This is a genomic window from Anabaena sp. CS-542/02 (assembly GCF_028331085.1).
Lineage (GTDB): Bacteria > Cyanobacteriota > Cyanobacteriia > Cyanobacteriales > Nostocaceae > Anabaenopsis > Anabaenopsis arnoldii.
The window spans coordinates 1-21,342 of sequence record NZ_JAQMTM010000063.1 but is presented as its reverse complement, the minus strand read 5'-3'; the positions used below and the strand labels follow the sequence as shown (position 1 = coordinate 21,342).

Annotated in this window: 16 protein-coding genes; 13 read left to right on the top strand and 3 right to left on the bottom strand. The window is 37.7% G+C overall.

Annotated elements, in window-relative coordinates; translation table 11 throughout:
- Positions 1–130: 130 nt before the first annotated feature.
- The gene (gene bicA / locus PN447_RS06485) at positions 131–1,819 is read right to left on the bottom strand and encodes a bicarbonate transporter BicA (RefSeq protein WP_271761881.1); all 1,689 of its coding nucleotides are present in this window, start codon (positions 1,817–1,819) and stop codon (positions 131–133) included.
- Positions 1,820–2,549: 730 nt separating this feature from the next.
- On the opposite strand from bicA, the gene PN447_RS06480 reads away from it, so the two are divergent.
- Complete coding sequence (locus PN447_RS06480; RefSeq protein ID WP_271761788.1) at positions 2,550–4,439, top strand: transketolase; 1,890 nt, start codon at positions 2,550–2,552, stop codon at positions 4,437–4,439.
- A gap of 88 nt (positions 4,440–4,527) precedes the next feature.
- Positions 4,528–4,761 (top strand): hypothetical protein, encoded by a 234-nt coding sequence (locus tag PN447_RS06475; RefSeq protein ID WP_271761787.1) that lies wholly within the window; start codon positions 4,528–4,530, stop codon positions 4,759–4,761.
- 64 nt (positions 4,762–4,825) lie between these two features.
- On the opposite strand, the gene galE is transcribed toward PN447_RS06475, so the two are convergent.
- Together galE and PN447_RS06465 are read right to left on the bottom strand one after the other, a co-directional pair.
- Positions 4,826–5,830, bottom strand: coding sequence for a UDP-glucose 4-epimerase GalE (gene galE, locus PN447_RS06470; RefSeq protein WP_271761786.1), 1,005 nt, complete (start codon positions 5,828–5,830; stop codon positions 4,826–4,828).
- Positions 5,827–7,218 carry a sugar transferase gene (locus PN447_RS06465; protein WP_271761784.1) on the bottom strand — a complete coding sequence of 464 codons (1,392 nt, stop codon included), beginning with the start codon at positions 7,216–7,218 and terminating at the stop codon, positions 5,827–5,829. Before PN447_RS06465 ends, galE begins: the two co-directional genes overlap by 4 nt.
- A gap of 563 nt (positions 7,219–7,781) precedes the next feature.
- Between PN447_RS06465 and PN447_RS06460 the strand changes: the two genes are divergently transcribed.
- The 11 genes from PN447_RS06460 (at position 7,782) to PN447_RS06410 (ending at position 21,055) form a co-directional block, all read left to right on the top strand.
- Entirely contained in the window at positions 7,782–9,977 is a 2,196-nt protein-coding gene (locus PN447_RS06460) for a GumC family protein (protein ID WP_271761782.1), read from the top strand.
- A gap of 271 nt (positions 9,978–10,248) precedes the next feature.
- Complete coding sequence (locus PN447_RS06455; protein ID WP_271761780.1) at positions 10,249–10,617, top strand: hypothetical protein; 369 nt, start codon at positions 10,249–10,251, stop codon at positions 10,615–10,617.
- A gap of 78 nt (positions 10,618–10,695) precedes the next feature.
- Entirely contained in the window at positions 10,696–12,012 is a 1,317-nt protein-coding gene (locus PN447_RS06450; RefSeq protein ID WP_271761779.1) for a flippase, read from the top strand.
- Positions 12,013–12,040: 28 nt separating this feature from the next.
- Positions 12,041–13,126 (top strand): polysaccharide pyruvyl transferase family protein, encoded by a 1,086-nt coding sequence (locus PN447_RS06445; protein WP_271761777.1) that lies wholly within the window; start codon positions 12,041–12,043, stop codon positions 13,124–13,126.
- 20 nt (positions 13,127–13,146) lie between these two features.
- A complete protein-coding gene (locus PN447_RS06440; RefSeq protein WP_271761775.1) occupies positions 13,147–14,151 on the top strand; it encodes a nitroreductase family protein in 1,005 nt (334 codons plus the stop codon).
- Positions 14,152–14,196: 45 nt separating this feature from the next.
- Entirely contained in the window at positions 14,197–15,444 is a 1,248-nt protein-coding gene (locus PN447_RS06435) for a glycosyltransferase family 4 protein (RefSeq protein ID WP_271761879.1), read from the top strand.
- A gap of 49 nt (positions 15,445–15,493) precedes the next feature.
- Entirely contained in the window at positions 15,494–16,792 is a 1,299-nt protein-coding gene (locus PN447_RS06430) for a glycosyltransferase (protein WP_271761773.1), read from the top strand.
- 11 nt (positions 16,793–16,803) lie between these two features.
- A complete protein-coding gene (locus PN447_RS06425) occupies positions 16,804–18,054 on the top strand; it encodes an O-antigen ligase family protein (RefSeq protein WP_271761771.1) in 1,251 nt (416 codons plus the stop codon).
- 34 nt (positions 18,055–18,088) lie between these two features.
- A complete protein-coding gene (locus tag PN447_RS06420) occupies positions 18,089–19,042 on the top strand; it encodes a glycosyltransferase (protein WP_271761770.1) in 954 nt (317 codons plus the stop codon).
- A gap of 67 nt (positions 19,043–19,109) precedes the next feature.
- On the top strand, positions 19,110–19,760 hold the full coding sequence (locus PN447_RS06415; protein WP_271761768.1) for a CatB-related O-acetyltransferase: 651 nt from the start codon (positions 19,110–19,112) through the stop codon (positions 19,758–19,760).
- 92 nt (positions 19,761–19,852) lie between these two features.
- Entirely contained in the window at positions 19,853–21,055 is a 1,203-nt protein-coding gene (locus PN447_RS06410) for a glycosyltransferase family 4 protein (protein ID WP_271761766.1), read from the top strand.
- Positions 21,056–21,342: the final 287 nt, after the last annotated feature.

The window sequence follows — 21,342 nt, the reverse complement described above, 5'->3', positions numbered from 1 at the left end:
GTTCCCTCAAACTAAAAAAAATTTGTACCTCACGAGCATGGGAAATGCTATAAATGACTGCAAGAACGAGTAATTTACACATCTAGTTAAATAATTAACCTTCATACTTGCAGCCATTAACCTCATTTACTCAGGAGTGATATTTTGTAGGGTTGCTGTCCCTGACTGCATAGGTATCTACTAAAGCCAAAGCTCTGGTAAGTGCTTCGACACGATTCATGAACCAATGCTCCCGGGAGACGAAATTCAAAACACCCAGCTTTTCTAAGCGGTGTTTCACTTTCCCAGATGCACCAACAATTAAGATTTTACGACCTTGCTCATAAGCATCTTTAATGGCATTTTCAATGGCTAAAGATGCGGTTACACCCAACATTGGCACATCGCTGATATCTAAAATCAATACGTCCGAGTCGGCCATTGCTGAATGTTCCCGGGCGATCGCTTTAGAAACTCCAAAGATCATCGGTCCACTGAGGTAGAATAAGACCACCCGCCCATTAGCTTGATCAAATAATTCCTTCTCTTCATCGTTCAAGACAATGGCATCATCAGCATCGGTAATGGTTTTGACATCCTGAGCTTGTAACTGCGAAAGACGTTCAATGGTTAAAATGTTGGCAATGAACACTCCCACACCCACAGCAATAATTAAGTCAACAAATACGGTTAAGAACATGACACCGTACATAATCACCGCCCCTTTGAGGGACACATGATGAGCGCGTTTTAAAAAGCTCCAGTCAAGAATGTCAATCCCGACTTTGAGCGCAATACCCGCCAACACTGCCATGGGGATGCTTTGAGTTAAACTAGATCCCCACAAAACTACCACCAGTAGAATTAGGGCGCGAGTTATACCAGATAAAGCCGTTTTAGCACCGGTTTGGATATTCACCACTGTTCCCATGGTAGCACCCGCCCCAGGCAGCCCACCACATAAACCAGATACTACGTTAGCAATACCTTGACCAATTAACTCCTTATCAGATTTGTGTTCTGTACGAGTCAAACTATCGGCAATTACCGCAGTTAATAAAGTATCAATACAGCCGAGCATCCCCAACATTACCCCATTAATCAGCATCACAGTAATTTGTGATCCATTAAAGGTAGGCATTTGTAATGTTGGTAATCCCATGGGAATTTCCCCAATTCTTCTGATGTTAACATCGCCGAAAAATACCAGGGAAACTATTGTGACTACTACTAAAGCAACTAATTGTGGTGGGGCAAACCGCTTGTATTTAGATGGTATTAAGAAAATGATTGCCAAGGTCATGCATCCCAAGGAGGTTTCCGCAAGATTAATCTTGCTCAACAGTTCCGGCAAAGCTTGCACCATTCCCAAAACCCCACCTTTAGGATTAGGTTGTCCCAAAAAGGGTGCAATTTGTAGCAGAATTAAGATCACGCCAATGCCAGACATGAAACCAGAAATGACACTGTAGGGCATGAGGGTAATATATTTACCCAGCTTGAATACTCCGAATAAGATTTGACATATCCCCGCCAGCATCACTACTGTAAATGCCATTGCCAGGCCAACCTGCTCTCCATTACTCGCTATCATGGAACTGACAATAGCAGTCATGACGACGGTCATCGGCCCGGTAGGTTCAGAAATCAGAGTTGGAGTTCCACCAAATAAGGCGGCGAAAAAGCCGACGCAAACCGCACCATAAAGACCAGCCACAGGACCGGCGCCAGAGGCGACACCGAATGCCAGTGCTAGAGGTAAGGAAACGATGGCGGCAGTTAGGCCGCCAAATAAATCCCCTTGTAAGTTTCTAAAATGTATAGTATTCGTCAATTGCATATTAAAGGTATAATTTGTTGCAAAAAATTCACCTTTCCTACGACGAATCACTAAATAGTCATCGCCCATAGAGAAGGCTTGGGTCAAAGGGAGTAACAATTAATTACCTGAAAAACTTATATGAGTTATGAGTTACCCTTAAAGATAGTCTACAGGTTTATCAAGCAATTACAAGCCAGAATTTTAAATAAATATTAAATAAATTAAATTCTTTCCATAGATATAAAGCTATGGTTAGTAGGAAATACATAGAAAATAATCAAATATATAAGCAGAAACTATATTAATTTATATGTCAATTCTAAAAAATAATGCAGATATCTGGTATTTAAGGTATCGCTTTAATGTTTTAGTACCTTTTAATTGCAATACTGTTAAGGTAAAGCTCTGTGCAAGTATATATGTATAGCTTGCGGTAGATTGTGAAAACCGGTATTTATTCCCTGAGAAAGTAGTTATGACATCTGGGACTGTGTATTGTGAAGCCAGGAGGAGTGCAGTATGGTGATTGACCACTACAGAAAATTAAAGATTACATAACAGTGGAACAGTGGCAAAACTCTGTTGCGAGTAAGTTAGGGAGTTTAGTCAAAAATTGGGCGAATTTTAGTAACTATAGTCATCCTATTTGAGTTGAGAAATTATCAGTGAGGAAAGGGAACAGGGAACAGAAATTGTTCAGAAATCAAATAGGAGTCCGATACCTGTATTTTCATTTAGGAAAACTACTATGACCACACACGAGGAACTGCACCAATGGCATGAATTAGCACAACAATTGCGGGTAGACAGTATTCGCAGTACCACCATTGCTGGTTCAGGTCATCCTACCTCGTCCATGTCGCCGGCGGATCTGATGGCGATTTTACTCTCTAAGTATCTCCGCTATGACTTCGATCACCCAGGAAATCCCAATAATGACCGCTTGATTTTCTCCAAGGGTCATGCAGCACCATTACTATATAGTATGTATAAGGCAGCGGGAGTCATTAGCGATGAAGAACTGCGATCGCTACGGCATTTTGGCAGTCGTTTAGAAGGACATCCCACACCTGCTTTACCTTGGGTGGATGTAGCGACAGGTTCTTTAGGACAAGGATTAGCCATTGGTGTTGGCATAGCTTTAGCAGGTAAATATTTAGATCAACTTCCCTATCATACATGGGTGCTACTAGGTGATAGTGAAAGCGCCGAAGGGTCAGTTTGGGAGGCCTTTGATCATGCGGCACACTATACCTTAGACAATCTCATTGCCATTATTGATGTCAATCGCCTCGGTCAAAGGGGTCAAACCGAATTAGGATGGAATACACAAGCTTATGCCAACCGTGCTAGAGCCTTTGGCTGGCAAGCCATTGAAATTGACGGTCATAATTTAACCGAGATAGATCAAGCATATAGCGCGGCTGTAACTGTGAATGATCGACCCACCGTAATTATTGCCCGTACCATCAAAGGTAAAGGAGTAGCCTCCCTAGAAGACTTAGGTGGGTGGCATGGCAAAGCCCTAAAACCTGATGCTCAAACCCAGGCCATTGCCGAGTTAGGTGGAGAACGGCAGATAATCATTGAGGTAGATAAACCAGAAGAACAAAGACAACCAGCCAGCATTGGTAAAGCCATACCATTGCAACTACCCACATATAAAAAAGGTGCAAAAGTTGCTACAAGACGAGCCTATGGTGATGCGTTATTAGCATTAGGAGCCGCCCAACCCAATGTTATTGCCCTTGATGCAGAGGTGAGTAATTCCACTTATGCCGAAGACTTCGCCGAAGCCTATCCTGAGCGGTACTTTGAGATGTACATTGCTGAACAGCAAATGGTAGCAGCTGCTGTGGGCTTGCAGGTGAGAAAATACAAACCCTTCGCTTCTACCTTCGCCGCCTTCTTAACTCGTGCTTACGACTTTGTCAGGATGGCCGCTGTTTCTCGTGCCAACATTAAATTAGTGGGTTCTCATGCAGGGGTATCCATTGGTCAAGATGGGGCTTCACAGATGGCCTTGGAAGATTTAGCAGCATTCCGAGCCGTGTGGAGTAGTACCGTACTGTATCCCAGTGATGCCAATCAGACAGCCAAATTAGTGGCACAAATGAGCGATCGCGACGGTATTGTTTACCTGCGCACCACCAGAGAAAGTACACCAGTCATCTATGATACTCACCAACAATTCCCCATTGGTGGTAGTAAAACCATTCACAGTTCCCCGGGCGACCAAGCAACAGTCATTGGTGCAGGTATTACAGTACATGAAGCGATTAAAGCCTATAACAGACTAAAAAAAGAAGGGATCACAGTGCGCGTTATCGATGCTTATTCAGTCAAACCCATAGATGTGCAGACACTACACCAAGCCGCACGGGATACTAAAGGTAATGTAGTCGTTGTCGAAGATCACTGGATAGAAGGAGGATTAGGTGCTGCAGTCCTGGATGCCTTTGCTGGTACTAGTAATACTCCCTTTTATCAGGGGCCACAACTGCGATTAATTAAATTAGCGGTGCGGGATATGCCAGGTTCAGGTACACCAGAAGAACTACTTCATGCTGCCAAAATCGATGCCGATGCCATTGTAGAAGCGGTGAAATCCCAAGTTAGACAGCCAGTAGGGGTATAGAAACTAAAATATAACTCTTTCCTCCGATAGGAGTTAACAGTAAAAGCCACAGTTATCTTAGAAACTACTGTAACCAGGAGTTAGGAAAATGACTGACAAGTATCATACAGGAACCAAAGACGAACACTTTAACCTCATCAGCGTATTATATCACGCTCTCAAGTGTTCCGCCTGCTGTGAAACATATATCAAAGATGCCGAACAAGCAGGCGATCGCGAACTCGTCCAATTCTTCCAAAATATCAAACAGGAAAACCAGAGAACAGCGGAGACAGCCAAGCAAATGCTAGCCAAGCGCACAGAGCAACTAGTAGCACATTAGACAACCAGAACAAGGAATAGACAATCTCTATTGTCTATTCCCCAGCTCCTTCAAAAAACCCATATCAACCAACACCAACCACCGAAATCAAATCCCGACGACACCTTTCCCAAGCCAGAGTAGTAGAAATAATTTCATCTAGGTCATTATATTTTGGTTGCCAACCCAGTAACCTACCAATTTTATCAGCACTAGCAATCACACAAGCCGGGTCACCGAGGCGACGTTCTGCCTCCAGAACAGGAAAATCCACCCCAGAAATATCCTTCACCCGTTCAATAACCTCACGGACACTGTATCCTTGTCCATAACCACAATTGAGAACCTGGCTATCGTGACCTTGCTCCAGATAAGTCAAAGCATTTAAATGTGCAGCAGCTAAGTCTTCCACATGAATATAATCTCTAATTGCCGTTCCATCTGGTGTAGAAAAATCCGTACCAAAAATTTGCACCCCTGCTCTCCGTTGCAATGCAGCATCACAGGTAACACGAATCAAATGAGATGCATCTTTTAACATCTGCCCCAATCGTCCACCAGGTTCTGATCCTGCCACATTAAAGTATCGTAAAATTACGTAACGTAAGTCAGAAGCCTTGGCATAGTCACGAATCAGCCACTCACAAGCAAGCTTAGAACGTCCATAGGGGTTAATCGGTTCAGTGGGCGTAGATTCAGTTACGGGAACTGTTGCAGGTTGTCCATAAACAGCGGCTGTACTAGAAAAGATAATTTGCTTTACACCCATGTTGTGGCAACAACGGAGTAAATTCAGGGTATTACGAGTATTGTTAGCGTAATAGTCTAGGGGATAACAAACAGATTCGGGTACACTCAGACTGGCAGCAAAGTGTAAAACCGCAGTAAATTGGTGCTGAGAAAATACCCGCCACAGGTGTTCTGAATCTTTTAAGTCACCAATAATTAACTCACCATGTAATACTGCTTGAGGTGAACCCGTAGAACAATTGTCATAGACGACAACATCATAACCTGCTTCTCCCAACTGACGAACTACATGAGAGCCAATGTATCCTGCTCCCCCAGTGACTAAGACTTTTTGATTCATCTGCCTTTACCTAGTAGTACTACCCGAATGGTTTTGAAAAAGATTGCTAAATCTAAAGCCAGAGAATAATTCTTGATGTAGTAGAGGTCATAAGCTAGTTTTTCCCTAGCATCCTCCACTGATGCGCCGTAGGGGTACATCACCTGGGCCCAGCCTGTAATTCCCGGTTTGACAACATAACGTAAGTCATAGTAGGGAATTTCTTGTCGTAACTTGACATCAAATTCTGGTCTTTCTGGACGCGGCCCAATCAGGCTCATTTCTCCCCGGAGGACGTTTAAAATTTGTGGTAGTTCATCGATTCTGATCAGGCGTAACCAGCGTCCTACTCTAGTAATTCGCGGATCTTGCTCGTTAGCCCACTGCGCTCCCCGTTTTTCCGCATCCTCATACATAGAGCGGAATTTGTACACTCTAAAGGGCTTTCCATCCAGACCAGCTCGCATCTGTGTGTAGAACACTGGCCCTGGACTATCTAACTTAATCGCTACTATTACTAGTAACATCAGCGGAGATAAAAAGGCCAGTAATAACCATGCCAGAATAATGTCTAATATACGTTTGAGCTTTTGGCTGATGCTATCAGCTGCTAAATTAAAACCATTACCAAAAGCTAGCCAGTTATCCTGAAGCACAGATGAGGGAAGTTTATACCACAAGGTTTCACAAATATCAGGAATCCCATAGATGGAGACGCCAGACAAACGTAACTGGATTAACTGCTGTATATGTGCATCAGATAATTCTGTTCCTACTATTACCCCTGACCAAGATTGTTGACTCCATTGGGGTAGGTCATTGAGGCTCCCGGTAGACACTCGATTACTTTTCCCTAACTCATTAATGTTCTGCTCGGCGGTTGTGAGTATCACCAGATGACCTAATGAACTCTGTTCTAAAAAAGTTTCCGCAAATAAAATGGTTTTTTTACTTGCACCTAAAATTAGCCAACGTCTTTGTTGAGCTTGCGATCGCGCCCAGTTTGAACCCCATATTCTTAATCCTATAGCCCAGATGGTAAATATCCCTAAACTAGGGAGTAAAATCCCTGGTTCTAAAACCAGATATTTTCCCCAAACACCAGTACAGTAAATCAGAGAGGCCACCATACAGCCCACAAACGCATTACTGACCAAAACCCGGTAGGGAGAACGTAAACCTGATATTTGGCTCTCTGGATGGTAAGTATTTGCTAAATACAAACCGGCGAGAATTAGGCAGAAAAATAAATAAATTATAGGGTCAAATTCACCTCCTTGCCACCAGATGCAAAGGGATAAACTTAAGGATAAACCCACAATATCCCCTAATAACAGTAGTACACAGAGGATATTATCTATGTGATATAAATTCTTAGTTTTTCTGCCAATAATAAAAGTCGTAGTCATATGTGTAAATCAGTAATAATTCGAGACTCACCTGGCAAAATCTCTCAGAAAAACACATTATGCTTCCTCGAAAACCAAGACATGATTTTCAGGAATACACAACTGAATTTCATTAGATTAATTAGAAAAAATAGTCTCGCTTTTTCTCTCCGCTATTTTTGTATTGATGGTTATTTAGTGTCATGGAGAACTTAATATATTTGGATTCCTCACTTCTACGTCAAAATCACTTAAGTTTAAAAAATCAGTAAAATCACCTTACTTTGTTATGGACTATGGATAAAAAATCAGTATTATTGCGGTTAGGCTAAATTCAGTAAAATCACCTTGATTACTTGTAGATAAATGACAAAAATTCAGTGATTTATGCCATTGGGGAAACGGGTAAAATTACGTTTGTTATTGACAGTAAAAATATTGGATAATTCATAATGTTGTTGATCAATTATCAGAGGATATCAGATGAGTTGAACTATAGTCATCTTCTACTGCACCTTTAAATATGCGTACAAATAAGGCAATAAATTTCTATTAGTGTCAATATATAGAGTATTAACTGACCTATGCCTTACTATCAAGAAGACCAAGACCAAATTAATTTACAAAAGTATTGGCTCACTGTAAAAAGACGTTGGTTACTGATAGCAACAATTATCGGGTCTGTTTTTGGACTGACAGCGTTCGTGACTTTTAGTCAAAAGCCGATTTATCAAGCCGAAGGTCAGCTGATTTTTGATAAGCAAAATAGTATTTCTTCCCTGACAGGTGTGAGTGAGAGCCTGGGAGAACTCAGTGGTGTGGGAATTGGTTCCAACCCTTTGGACACCCAAGCTGAAATTATTCGCTCTCACCCCCTAATTCAAAAAACTATTTCTGAGTTACAGCTAAATAATCAAGATGGAGAACCTTTAGGAATCAATAGTTTCCGGAGTAACTTAAAAGTAGAAAGTGTTCGAGGTACTGATGTTTTGCAGATTTCCTACCGGAGTGTTGACCCTGAAGAAGCCGAAGCCGTAGTCAATCAATTAATGTCCGCCTATCTAGAAAATAATGTGCTGACTAACCGTTCTCAAGCTACAGCAGCAAGGGAATTTTTAAGTAAGGAATTACCCGTGGTTGAAGCACAAGTTGCAGAAGCGGAATTAGCACTACGTCGGTTTAAAGAAAAATACCAGGTTGTACTCTTAGAAGAAGAAGCTAAACAAGGAGTTGAAAGACTCTATGAAATATCTAACCAGATCACTCTACTGCGGGCGCGATTAGTAGATGCTAACAGCCGTTCTGGTGCTTTGCAAAATCAATTGGGATTGAATACACAGCAAGCTACAGCAATTAACACCTTGAGTCAGTCAACAGCAGTACAACAAGTGCTATCAGAATACCAACAGGTTCAAGATCAGTTGGCTGTAGAAAGGTCAAGGTTAACAGAACAACATCCCACAGTTGTCAACTTATTGGAGAAAGAACAAGCTCTTAGGGCACAGTTAGAAGCAAGAGTCACCCAAACCCTGGGTAGTTCACAGCCAATTCCAGAGCAAAATTTACAAATGGGAGAACTCAAACAAGCCTTAACTGCTAATTTGGTGCAAGTAGAAGTAGAACGACTGGGTTTGGAGAATCAAGTTAATGTATTGAACCAGGCTTTTACCACTGATGAAGCCCGTCTGAGAACCTTACCCAAGCTGGAACAACAACAACTACAGCTACAACGACAGCTGCAAGTGGCAAGAGTCATCTACGAACAAATGCTGACAAAATTCCAAGAAGTGCAAGTGGTGGAAAACCAGAATGTTGGTAATGCCAGAATTATTTCTCAGGCCTTATTGCCGGATAAATCCGTTTCTCCTCGTATTCAATTGAATTTGGCACTAGGGGGATTTTTAGGATTTTTCTTGGCTTTTGCAGCCGCTTTATTACTAGATGCTGTGGACAAGTCTGTGAAAACAGCCGAAGAAGCCCAGGAACTGTTCGGTTATCCTTTGTTGGGTACCGTTCCTAAGCTATCTCGTGAGCAGAATACAACAGAATTACCTGTACTCAATAACCCCTACTCATCGGTGAATGCAGCCTTTGAAATGCTGCAAATCAACCTTGGTTTTAGCCTTTCCGACCAGGAACTCAAGCTAATTGTGGTCAGCAGTTGTCTACCAGGTGAGGGTAAGTCCTTTGTGGCGGCTAATTTGGCAGTGGCTACTGCCCAAATGGGACGGCGAGTACTATTAATTGATGCAGATATGCGCCGTCCCCGTCAACATGAAGTGTGGACACAACCTAACTTGATGGGATTAAGTAATATTTTAGTGGGACAAGCTACTTTGGCACAAACCACTCACGAAGTAATGGTAAATCTAGACTTGGTAACGGCTGGAACTATACCGCCTAATGCAGCCGCCCTATTAGACTCACAGCGGATGCAGCAGTTACTGCAACAGGCTTCCCAAGATTATGATTGCGTGATTATTGACACCCCACCTTTGAGATTTATTGCTGATGCCTCAATTATCGGCAAAATGGCAGATGGAGTACTATTAGTTGCCCGTCCTGGTGTGGTTAATTCTGATGCTATTATCACTACAAAGACACTGTTAGAAAATTCGCGGTTGTCCGTGTTGGGCATGGTGGTAAATGGCGTATCTAACAATAGTACTTACTCCTACAATCATTATTACAACTATCATGATAAAAACCGAGATGGCAAAAACCATACTATTGAGGCTCAATTCAAAGAAATAACCGGTAAATGGTTCAATAAATCGTAATTTCTACTAGGTAATCTTCTGTAAATAGGAACATAACCTAGGAAAACCTTTGACAAATTCTTACCTCATACTATCACCGGATGATATTCCGTAGAAATACGTTTTTGAAAATTCCCTGAAATTACCTATTGTGTTTTTATGGAGAACGCATAAGATATAAAAATTAATTAATCAAATTCTTTTTTTCACGATTTAGATGTTAATCCATCTGAATAAGTTTCACCCCTCCAAAACTAACTTTACTATCTGCTGTATATATTAGGAGGTCAAATTGACCAGAAGGTGCGATCGCAATCGGAACCGGTCAAAACGCAGAGCTATTTACTGTCCTATTCATAGCTGTGATCTTGATAGCGTTAGTCGAAAATATAGGATTGATGCTGATAAATTTTTAAGTCGGCGGACTGGGTCTTTATTAATAAGCAAATATAGAACAGTTCCCATCAAAGCCGAGTGGTTAGAGGCTTTTTGGTGTCAAGAGTGTCAGCAAAGAAACTGGTATTATATCCGTCACTTTGATGATGGGAGATACGAGATTTCTTTAGCTCCCAGGGAACTATGGCAACAAGTAACAGGGCTGATTGATTCTCAAGTTCATGGTTCTATGGGTGACTTTACGCGGATGAACGCCAGACTTTAGCAGTTCCTGATTAGAAAAAGTAATACTCTTGTAGATTAAATTTAATTTTCGGGTTAATTTTCGGGAGACTGAAGCCAAATGCTAGACAAATATACAAAAAGTCTGTTCTCATGGCAGGAAAAAGCCTCTGGAAAATTAGCAATTATTCAAAATGTAGCGTGGCTATTTTTTGATCGCATTCTGCGCATGGGTGTGGGGTTATTTGTAGGTGTTTGGGTGGCGCGTTATTTAGGAGTAGAAAAGTTTGGCATCTTGAACTATGCTACTGCTATTGTTGCCTTATTCAATCCCTTAACAAAGCTGGGTTTAGATGGGTTAATAATCCGTTCTATTGTGCGTGAGCCAGGAATTAAAGACCAAATTTTAGGGACGACTTTTTGGCTCAAGTTAGCTGGTGCAATAGCATCTATATTCTTAGCAGTTAGCTCTATTTTTGTATTGCGTCACGATGACCAGTTAACTGTGGGGATAGTGGCAATTTTAGCAACGGCGGGAATTTTTCAAGCCTTTGATGCCATTGACTATTGGTTTCAGTCTCAAATACAGTCTAAATATACTGTAGTTGCCAGGAATACGGCATTTATTATTACAGCACTGGTGAAAGTTGCTTTGATTAAAATGCAAGCGCCGTTAGTTGCTTTTGCTTGGGCTACATTAGCAGAAGTTGCACTGGGTACCGTAGGTTTAATAATTGTTTATAGGTTTAAGGGTTATTCAATATTCTGGCGTTGGAGTCTGACACTTGCTAAGACTTTATTGAAAGAAAGTTGGCCTTTGATGTTATCTGGTTTAACCATCATGATTTATATGAAAATTGACCAGATTATGTTGGGGGAAATGGTTGATACTACCGCTGTGGGTTTGTATTCAGCAGCCACCCGTATTTCTGAAGTTTGGTATTTCATTCCCATGGCGATCGCTTCTTCGGTTGCTCCAAGAATTTATGCCGCTAAAGATATAAGCGAAGAAGTTTATTATCAAAAAATTCAACAATTACTTCGTTTACTAGTGCTAATTTCTATTTTTGTTGCTCTACCAATGACATTTCTGTCAAACAGAATAATTACAATACTTTTTGGTAATAGCTATTTAGCAGCAGGTTCAATATTAGCAATTCATATCTGGGCTGCTGTATTTGTATCTATGGGAATTGCTACAGGAATTTGGTTTGTAGCCGAGGGTTTTACCCATTTGGCTTTCCAGAGAAACTTGATTGGGGCAGTTACCAATATATTTTTAAATCTCTTTCTAATTCCAGCTTATGCTGGAGTAGGTGCGGCGATCGCCACTGTAATTTCTTATGCAATTGCTAGTTTTTTATCTCATAGCATTAATCTCAAAACGAGAAAAATATTTAAATTACAAATTCAAGCATTCTACTTTTTTAATAAATAGAAAAATCATATTTACCTTAGGAGATAGTATGTCAATTAAAATTGGAATCATCACCTATCATCATACAATTAACTATGGAGCAGTCTTACAGACATATGCCATGTTTAAATTTTTAAAAAACAAGGGATATGAAGTAGAAGTAATTGATTATCGACCAGAATCAGTTAGCTGGGAAGAAAAAAGATATTTATACTTATCTAAATATTTTCTTTTAAATCCCCTAGGCGGAATAAAAAGAAAATGGAATATGAATAATTTCATAGATAAATATATTAAATTGAGTCCGGGCAGATTTTATAATCTTGATAGCTTGACACAATATAATCATTCATATGATTATATTATTTGTGGTAGTGATGAGATTTGGAATATCAATTTAAGAGGGTTAGACAAAGCTTATTTCCTAGACTTTGTAAGGAATCAACGAACTCTTAAACTCAGTTATGCTGCGAGTTTTGGATCTACAAAATTTCTGGGCATTGATCAGCCAGAAATATCTCAAATATTTAAAGAATTTCATGCTATTTCAGTGAGAGATAGTAATAGCGTCAAATTAGTTAACCAATGTGGTTTTCATGCAGAAAAAGTTATTGATCCAACCTTTCTAATCAATTATGAAGATGTTATAATTTACCCTAACATAAAGAATAAATATTTACTTGTATATGGTTCGTTAACGAGAAGTGAAGCTGAATATGTCAAAATGTTAGCGGATAAGGAAGGTTTAGAAATCATTTCTATAGCTTCAAATAACTTTACAAAGTTTGGGAAATTAGATTTATTTGATATCAGTCCAGAAAAATGGTTAGGGTTTTTCAGTCAAGCTAGTTTTGTGGTTACTAAGTTTTATCATGGTGTAATATTTTCTTTGATTTTTAACAAACCATTTCTTGTTTTTGAGCAGCACAGTAAATCAGTTAAGATAAATGATTTGTTAAGTATGTTAAATTTAAAACGGAGGATGTTAAGTTTAACAGAAACAGACCAGAGCACAATAAAAATAAGTGATGACCATAAGTTATCATCATACATTATGACTGATTCGGAAAAGAACGAATTAAAGAAGCACATTGAATATTCTCAGGATTATTTGCTTTATAAAGCATTAGAATAGCTCATTTTTTCAAAAGTATTATGATTAAGAATCCTCTCCTGCAAAAACTAATTACCCAATATCAAATGCTTAAATTCAGAGTAAATTTAACCTTTGATTATTATTATGATCTGCAAAGATTTTTCAAATTATCTGCAACAAATAATCCCTATACAACAAAGACTATGCTGCAAGGGAGAATTATTGCTCACTATCATGTAATAGAAAAAGGGCTATCTTTAAAGAATCCCCGTCCTGGTTTTGGAGCGAATGTAGTACATAATTTACTATTACTACTTAAACACTATCAAGAAAATTATGGGTTAGATGAAGTAACTGAGGTAGCTATTAATGTTTTATATTCTTATTACAAATTTAATCTGAGTTATAATTGTAATCATGAACAACTTTACCAGAAAATAATTCAAATTAAAGATGAGAAATCGGTTAATAATGAATATTTATCAGAGGGAGGTACAATTGAAATTAAAAAAGCACATATTCATAAAAGTGCTTTGATAAATTTTCAAGATTTTGTCAATAGTAGACACAGTATTAGAAATTTTGCTAATGGTGATGTAGATATAAAGTTGATCAAAGAGGCGGTTTCAATTGCTATAAAAACTCCATCTGTTTGTAATCGACAAACTTGGAAAGTTCATGTTTACAGTCATGAAGAAATTAAAAATAAAATTTTGAGCCATCAGAATGGTAACCGAGGCTTTGGAGAGTATGCTGATAAAGTATTAATAATTACTTCAGACCTCAATTATTTTACAGGTTCCTCAGAGAGAAATCAGTGCTTTGTAGATGGTGGTTTATTCGCAATGTCTCTAATTTATGCTTTGCATTCATTGGGACTTGGAAGTTGTTGTTTAAATTGGTGCGTGAGTCACCAAACAGATAAGCTTCTGAGAAAAGATGCAGGTATTAAAGAATCTGAAACCGTAATAATGATGCTTGCAGTTGGTAATTTACCTGATGAATTATCTGTTGCTAACTCTGCTAGAAAAGCAGTGGAGGAAGTTTTAGTTTTAAATGATTAAAAATAAAGGTAATTATATCAACCTATAAGCGGAGATTTATAGATGATTAAACCACTAATCGTTAATACAATGGATATAAACGGAGGTGCTGCTCGTGCAGCTTATCGGCTACATCAAGGGCTAAAACAAATAAATATTGATTCCACAATGCTCGTGGGAAATAAGACTAGTGATGATATTACAGTTTTAGGAACAAATAATAAACTAGGTAAAGCATGGATAAAAATAGCAGGAGCGTTAGACTCCCTACCCCTAAAAACCTATTCCCCTAGTCACAATTTAATGTTCTCCTTACAGTGGTTACCTGATCAACTAGGAGCAAAAGTAGTTGAAATTAATCCTGACGTAATTCATTTACATTGGGTTAATAACGGTTATATGCAAATAGAAACACTTGGGAAGTTGAAAAAACCCATAGTTTGGACACTACATGATATGTGGGCATTTACAGGGGGGTGTCACTATAGTGAGGATTGTGATAAATATACAATGTCCTGTGGTGCTTGCCCACAACTAGGAAGTCATAGAAAAGGTGATATTACTCAATGGATTTTGCAGAGGAAAGCCAAAGCATGGTCTAATCTAAATTTAACTATAGTCACCCCTAGTCGTTGGTTGGCTGACTGTGCTAGAAAAAGTCTTTTATTCCAGAACTTAAGAATTGAAGTTATACCCAATGGGTTAAATACTCAAGTTTACAAACCCATTGATAAAACAATGGCTAGAAAGTCCCTCAATTTACCATTAGATAAACATCTGATATTATTTGGCGCTATTAACTCCACAGTTAATAAACGCAAAGGTTTTCATTTACTTAAACCTGCTATACAGAAGTTGAGCCAAGAGCACAACTCCAACAATATAGAATTGGTTATTTTTGGTGCATCTCAACCTTCACAGGTTCCCAATTTTGGGTTCAAAACACACTACTTAGGACGTTTACATGATGATATAGGACTAGCATTAGTATATTCAGCCGCAGATGTGATGATAGTACCATCTATTCAAGAGGCTTTTGGACAAACTGCATCTGAGTCATTAGCTTGTGGTACACCAGTTGTTGCTTTCGACATCACCGGTTTAAAAGATATTATCGATCATCAACATAATGGCTACTTGGCTAAACCTTTTGATGTGGATGACTTAGCTCAAGGAATTACTTGGGTATTAGAGGACAAAGAAAGATTAATAAATTTAAGTAATAAGGCTCGGGAAAAAGTTGAGCGGAACTTTAGTTTAGAAGTACAGGCTAACAGTTATTTATCAATATATAAACATGTTTGTGAAAATTAACTGGTAGATGTACAGCTTAGAAGATGTTTGAAAAGAGGGGTAAAAAATCATGTCAATAGGCAATTTAGATCAAAGTTTATATGCGAATGTTAATAAAGTCAATCCCAGTCCCTGTATACTGCTTTTTGATTTGAAAACGGGAGGACATCACCCAAGTTATATTCGCCATCTAGTGAATTATTGCTGCGATCAAAAGTTGCCAATTAACCTAGATATTGTTGTATCGCCTAAATTTATAGATGAACATGCTGATGTTGTGGAAATTCCCATTAAGAGAAATCAATCACAAATTAGATTTATATCCATAACTGTAGAAGAATATGCCCATCTGCTTAATGCAGGTTCTTTATTGCATAAAATATTTAGAGAGTGGAAATTATATTGTCAATATGCAAGAGTTCTGCAAGCAACACACTGTTTATTAATGTATTTGGATACTCTGCAATTACCTATAGCTTTAGGAGAACAGTCTCCTTGTCCATTCTCTGGGATTTATTTTAGGCCTACATTTCATTACAAAGATTTTAATGACTACACCTTTTCTGTACAAGATATATTTCGAGGGTGGCGACAAAAATTAATTTTGCATAGAGTTTTAAATAACCCCCAGTTTCACTGTTTATTTTCCTTGGACAACTTAGCTACTCAATATATTAAAAAACTTCACTCTCACGCCAAGATTATTAATTTAGCTGACCCTGTAAAAACATATAATTCTGAACAAGAGAAAATCGAGGTACTGCGCCAAGAGATTGGTATTGGTAAAGATAAAAAGATATTTCTTCTATTCGGTAAAATAACTAGTCGTAAAGGTATCTATAAATTACTAGATGCTATTAAGATTTTACCTGAAGAAGTTTGTCAAAAGATATGTTTATTACTGGTGGGTTCTATAGTACAAAAAGATAAATTATTAGTACAAAGTCAAATAGAAATAATTTCTCAGTCTTTGCCTATAGAAATAATTACCTGTGATAAATTCATTGTAGAAGAACAAGTCCACCTCTATTTCCAACTATCAGATGTTATCCTAGCTCCTTACCAAAAACACGTGGGAATGAGTGGAATATTATTACTGGCTGCTGCGGCAAAAAAGCCCGTATTGGCATCTAATTATGGTTTGATGGGTCAGTTAGTACGCCAAAATAAACTGGGTATACCTGTAGATTCAACATCACATGAAGCAATTGCTAATAGCATGACCTATTTTATTGATAATCACAAAAAACCAGCAGATATTTTTGACTTAAAACTCATCAATGATTTTGTAGAACAAAATTCTGTAGATAATTTTTCCCATACTTTATTTCAAAATATTTGTACAGAAATAAAAACTGATTTTTTATAGGTTAAGAAAATATGAATATACATACATCTATTTTATTTTCCCCATTTTACTTGAAATTAAAAATATTATTATTCTCAATAGCTTTATTTGGGTATGGAATAATTGCCTCTTTTATTTACGATGGCTCAACTTCGCGGTTGCTGACTTTACCTTATAGGGCATTTATATTTTTACTGAGTATACTAGTATTTTTAACTAATATTAATCATAATAATCATCAAAAAACAAGTAATCCAGGTAAAATATCATTACTGTATTTTGTTTTTATATATATTTTTTTCTACTCCTTAAGACTAGTCCATGATGTGCTATACCAAGATATATTTCGAGAACCTAGTGAATACTTGTTATTTTGGTTTGGTATGTGCTTAATACCAGGGATAACATTTATATTTTTAGATTTTAAGCATTCCCAAAAATATTTATATTTATCTTGGCTCTTATTAGCGATCGCCTCAATTTTAGCAATACCTCTCATTTTACAAGAACAAGCCAGTGGAACATTTGTCGCACAGGGGAGATTGGCCAGGGAAGCATTAAATCCAATTTCCTTGGGACACCAAGGTGGCTCACTATTATTAATCAGTCTCTACATTTTACTTAATCAAGAATATACCAAGAATAAACTTACCCAAAATTTCTATATATTATTTTCATTCATCGGTTTGATATTACTCTTTTTCGCTTCTTCCAGGGGTCCAGTTATAGCGGTTAGTTTCTGCTTTATTTTATATTTAATTAGAATTTCTGTACAAAAGTCAAAAGGTAATGTATGGAAAAAAATGGGTGTCATTATAATGTTGATAGTTTTTGCAAATCTTGCCCTTTCATTTGCATTGGATTCGGGTAGTAGTTTAATAGAACGTTTTTCTTCTACTGCTAATGATTTTGATAGTTCAAGATTTGTACAACGCCCAGAACTATATCAGACGGCTATTGAACTTATTGCCAAACATCCAATATTTGGCTATGGTTTAGAACTACCTGGTGTAGGATATCCACATAACATAATACTTGAAGCATTTCTTGCCACTGGGGTTGTAGGCGGATTTTTATTTCTGATACTTTATATTTATGCCGCCATCAAAGCATTAAGAATAATTATGTATGAAAATAATCCATGGGGATGGTTAGGGATTATTTATATTCAGTATGCTATTGCTGGTATGTTTTCTGGTTCTTTATACAATTCATATATGTTTTGGTATTTATTCTTCGCCATTTGTGGTTGGAAGAAGTTAAATACAGTCCCCGAACAATAGCAATTTTAACTCGTACCTTGATTTGGTTTAAACTATGAATTATTCTCCCATTGCAGTTTTTGTCTATAAGCGTCCTGAGCATACTCGCCGTACATTAGAAAGTCTTATCCAGTGTCCTGAGTTTGCTGATAGTCCCCTCTATGTTTTTTGTGATGGTGTGAAAAAAGAAGAAGATAGAGAAAAGGTAAATCAAACTCGTGAATTAGTTCACTCTTTATTAAATGAAAAAGCCAAGATTATAGAATCTTCAGAAAATAAGGGTCTAGCAAATTCAATTATTGCTGGAGTCAGTCATATATGTGAAATATATGGTCGTGTAATAGTTCTAGAAGACGATTTAGTAGTAGCGCCTGAGTTCTTAACATTCTTAAACACCGCTTTAGATAAGTACCAAGATCAAGACTCCGTAATGCAAGTTTCTGGATATATGTTTCCAATTCCAGAGTTAATACCGGAAACTGAAGCCCTATTTCTACCCTTCATATATTCTTGGGGATGGGCTACATGGCAAAGGGCTTGGTCAAAGTTTGACCCACAAAGTACTGGATGGGAAGTATTAAAGACTGATAAGAATATGCGATCGCGTTTTGATTTAGATGATAACTACGGTTTTTTTGATATGCTAAATCAACAAATGTCTGGCAAAATAGATTCTTGGGCAGTTCGCTGGTATTTGAGTGTTTTCAAACATAATGGATATGTACTATATCCCCCAAACAGTTACATTACTAATATCGGTTTAGATGGTAGTGGTACACATGGGTCTTGGTACGTAAATCAACGTTTAAAACAGATTCAGTATCAACAATTGAATCAATTTACACTACCAGATGATATTCAAATCAACGAAGAAAAATTTAAGCTTATTAAAAAATATCTCAGAACTTTACAGCCCAAATGGGTCAAAATCCTGAAAAAATTCTTGCTCCCTAGTTGGACTGTAAAACTTCGTAAATGTGCCTTAGCTGTTCGCAATTACTTTGTTTGAATAGTCTGATTATCTCAAGTTTGATCTATTTTGAATCACCACAAACACTAATTTATTAAGGTATCATATGGCTGTAAAATTTGTGAAATCTTTGATAAATACCGAAAAAATTAAATACATACAGCAAATATCAATTTTTTCCTCCTTTTTAAATTCTAAGTTAGGTCGATATAGCCGTATATATCCTTTTACTAAAGTAAGTGACACCCAAATTGGAGCCTATACTTATATATCTTACGGATGTATAATTAACAATTGTCAGATAGGTAATTACTCTTCAATTGCTCGTGGTGTAAAAATTGGTTTGGGCAAACATCCGGCAAATTTCATCTCAACATCACCAATATTTTATTCTCTCAATAACCCTTTAAAAAAATTGTTTGTAAAATCGCAAAAGTTCACGGAATTTGAAAGAACAACTATTGGTAATGATGTCTGGATAGGAGTCAACGTTGTTATACTTGATGGCCTTACTATTGGAGATGGTGCCATCATTGGTGCTAATGCTGTTGTCACTAAGGACATTCCACCTTTTGCCATTGCAGTAGGTTCTCCTACAAAAATAATTAGATATAGATTTTCGGAAGAAAATATGCAGAAATTATTGTCTATAAAATGGTGGAATAAAGATATTTCAGAATTAGAAAAGGTTAAAGATTTATTTCAAGCTGAGGCTAATGATTCATTCATTGATAAATTAACAGCCCTCATGGTTTGAAATTTTCTCTAGTAATTACATCGTTGAAAATATGGCAATTAATATTAAATATTAAATTTCTGAGTTCTTTGGTATCCAGATTAAATATAATCATGAAACAAATCGCTATTCTTACCCAATATTTCTACCCCCATCAAGGTGCCACCTCTCAGCTAATTACAGACTTAGCTAAGGGACTGTCCCACCGGGGATACACTGTTAATATATTCACAGGAACCCAAGCAAAACAAACCACCCCAGAATCACTAAATCTTAACATTAACCGTGCCTTCTCCCCCATTAAATCCAGCACCAGCATTTACAGTAAAATTGCCAGTTCAATATTTTTCCTCCTGGGTGCTTTATGGTATGTGATATTTCAAGTACCCCCTAGTACCCCCCTGTTAATTGCTTCTAACCCCCCCTACGCTGGTGTTTTAGGTATATGTTTTAAAATTATCCATCGGGGTAAATATTATTTTCTCCTGCAAGATATCTTTCCCGAATCAGCTGCAATGTCTGGAATAATCAAGGAAAACAGCATCATATATAATTTTTTGAGCAAAGTCATGTATTTTACCTATAAATATGCTCAAAATATCATTGTTCTCACCACATCAATGCAGGAATTTATAGACAAAAAATATCCTGGTTTCAAATCTAAGATTAAAATAATTGAAAACTGGTCTATTACAGATATTCCTATTATCAAGAAACAGGAAAATCACTTTGCTCAACAGCATCAGCTTCAGCAAATATTTACCGTTTTATATTCAGGTAATTTGGGGAGAATGCATGATATTGAAACTATAACGGAAGCTGCAAAAATACTTAGAGATGAACCGATGAGATTTGTATTTATTGGTGATGGTGCCAAAACTCAGATAGTTAAACAAGCTATTGATGCCGAGCATCTCCAAAACATTCTTATACTACCATACCAACCGCGAGAACTATTACCTCTATCATTAACAGCTTGTGATATTTCCTTAGTTAGCCTCATACCAGGTGCAGAATACATAGTTGCACCCTCAAAACTTTACGGAATGCTAGCAGCAGGGCGCGGAATTATATCTATATCGGTATCAAATTCATATATAGACCAGCTATTAAGTAATTCAGGTTGTGGGATTAATATTCCCCCTAATCATCCTCAGTACCTTGCTGATATAATTCGTCAACTACAAAGTAACCAAGAAAAAGTTAAACTCATGGGTGAAAGAGCGCGTCAACTATATGAAAAAAAATATACATTTGAGCGGGCATTAAGTGAATATGAGCAGATTCTGTTTTCTTCACCCTTAGAGGTTGTTTGAAAAGTTTTCAACAGGTAATTTTTATCTTAGGGAACAGGGAACAGGGAACAGGGAACAGGGAATGGGGAATAGGGAATGGGGAATAGGGAATGGGGGACACACCGAAACAATAAAATCCAGTCCCCTCCCCTTACAAGGACAAGACAAGGTGGACAAGGTGGACAAGGTGACAAGGGAGAAAAACAGTACAAAGTCTGTATTTTTAGTAAGAAAAATAGCCCCTTAAAAGACCATTGTCCGTATAAAATCTTCCTTGTCCACTTTCCTTCCTTGTCTTCCTAGTCTTG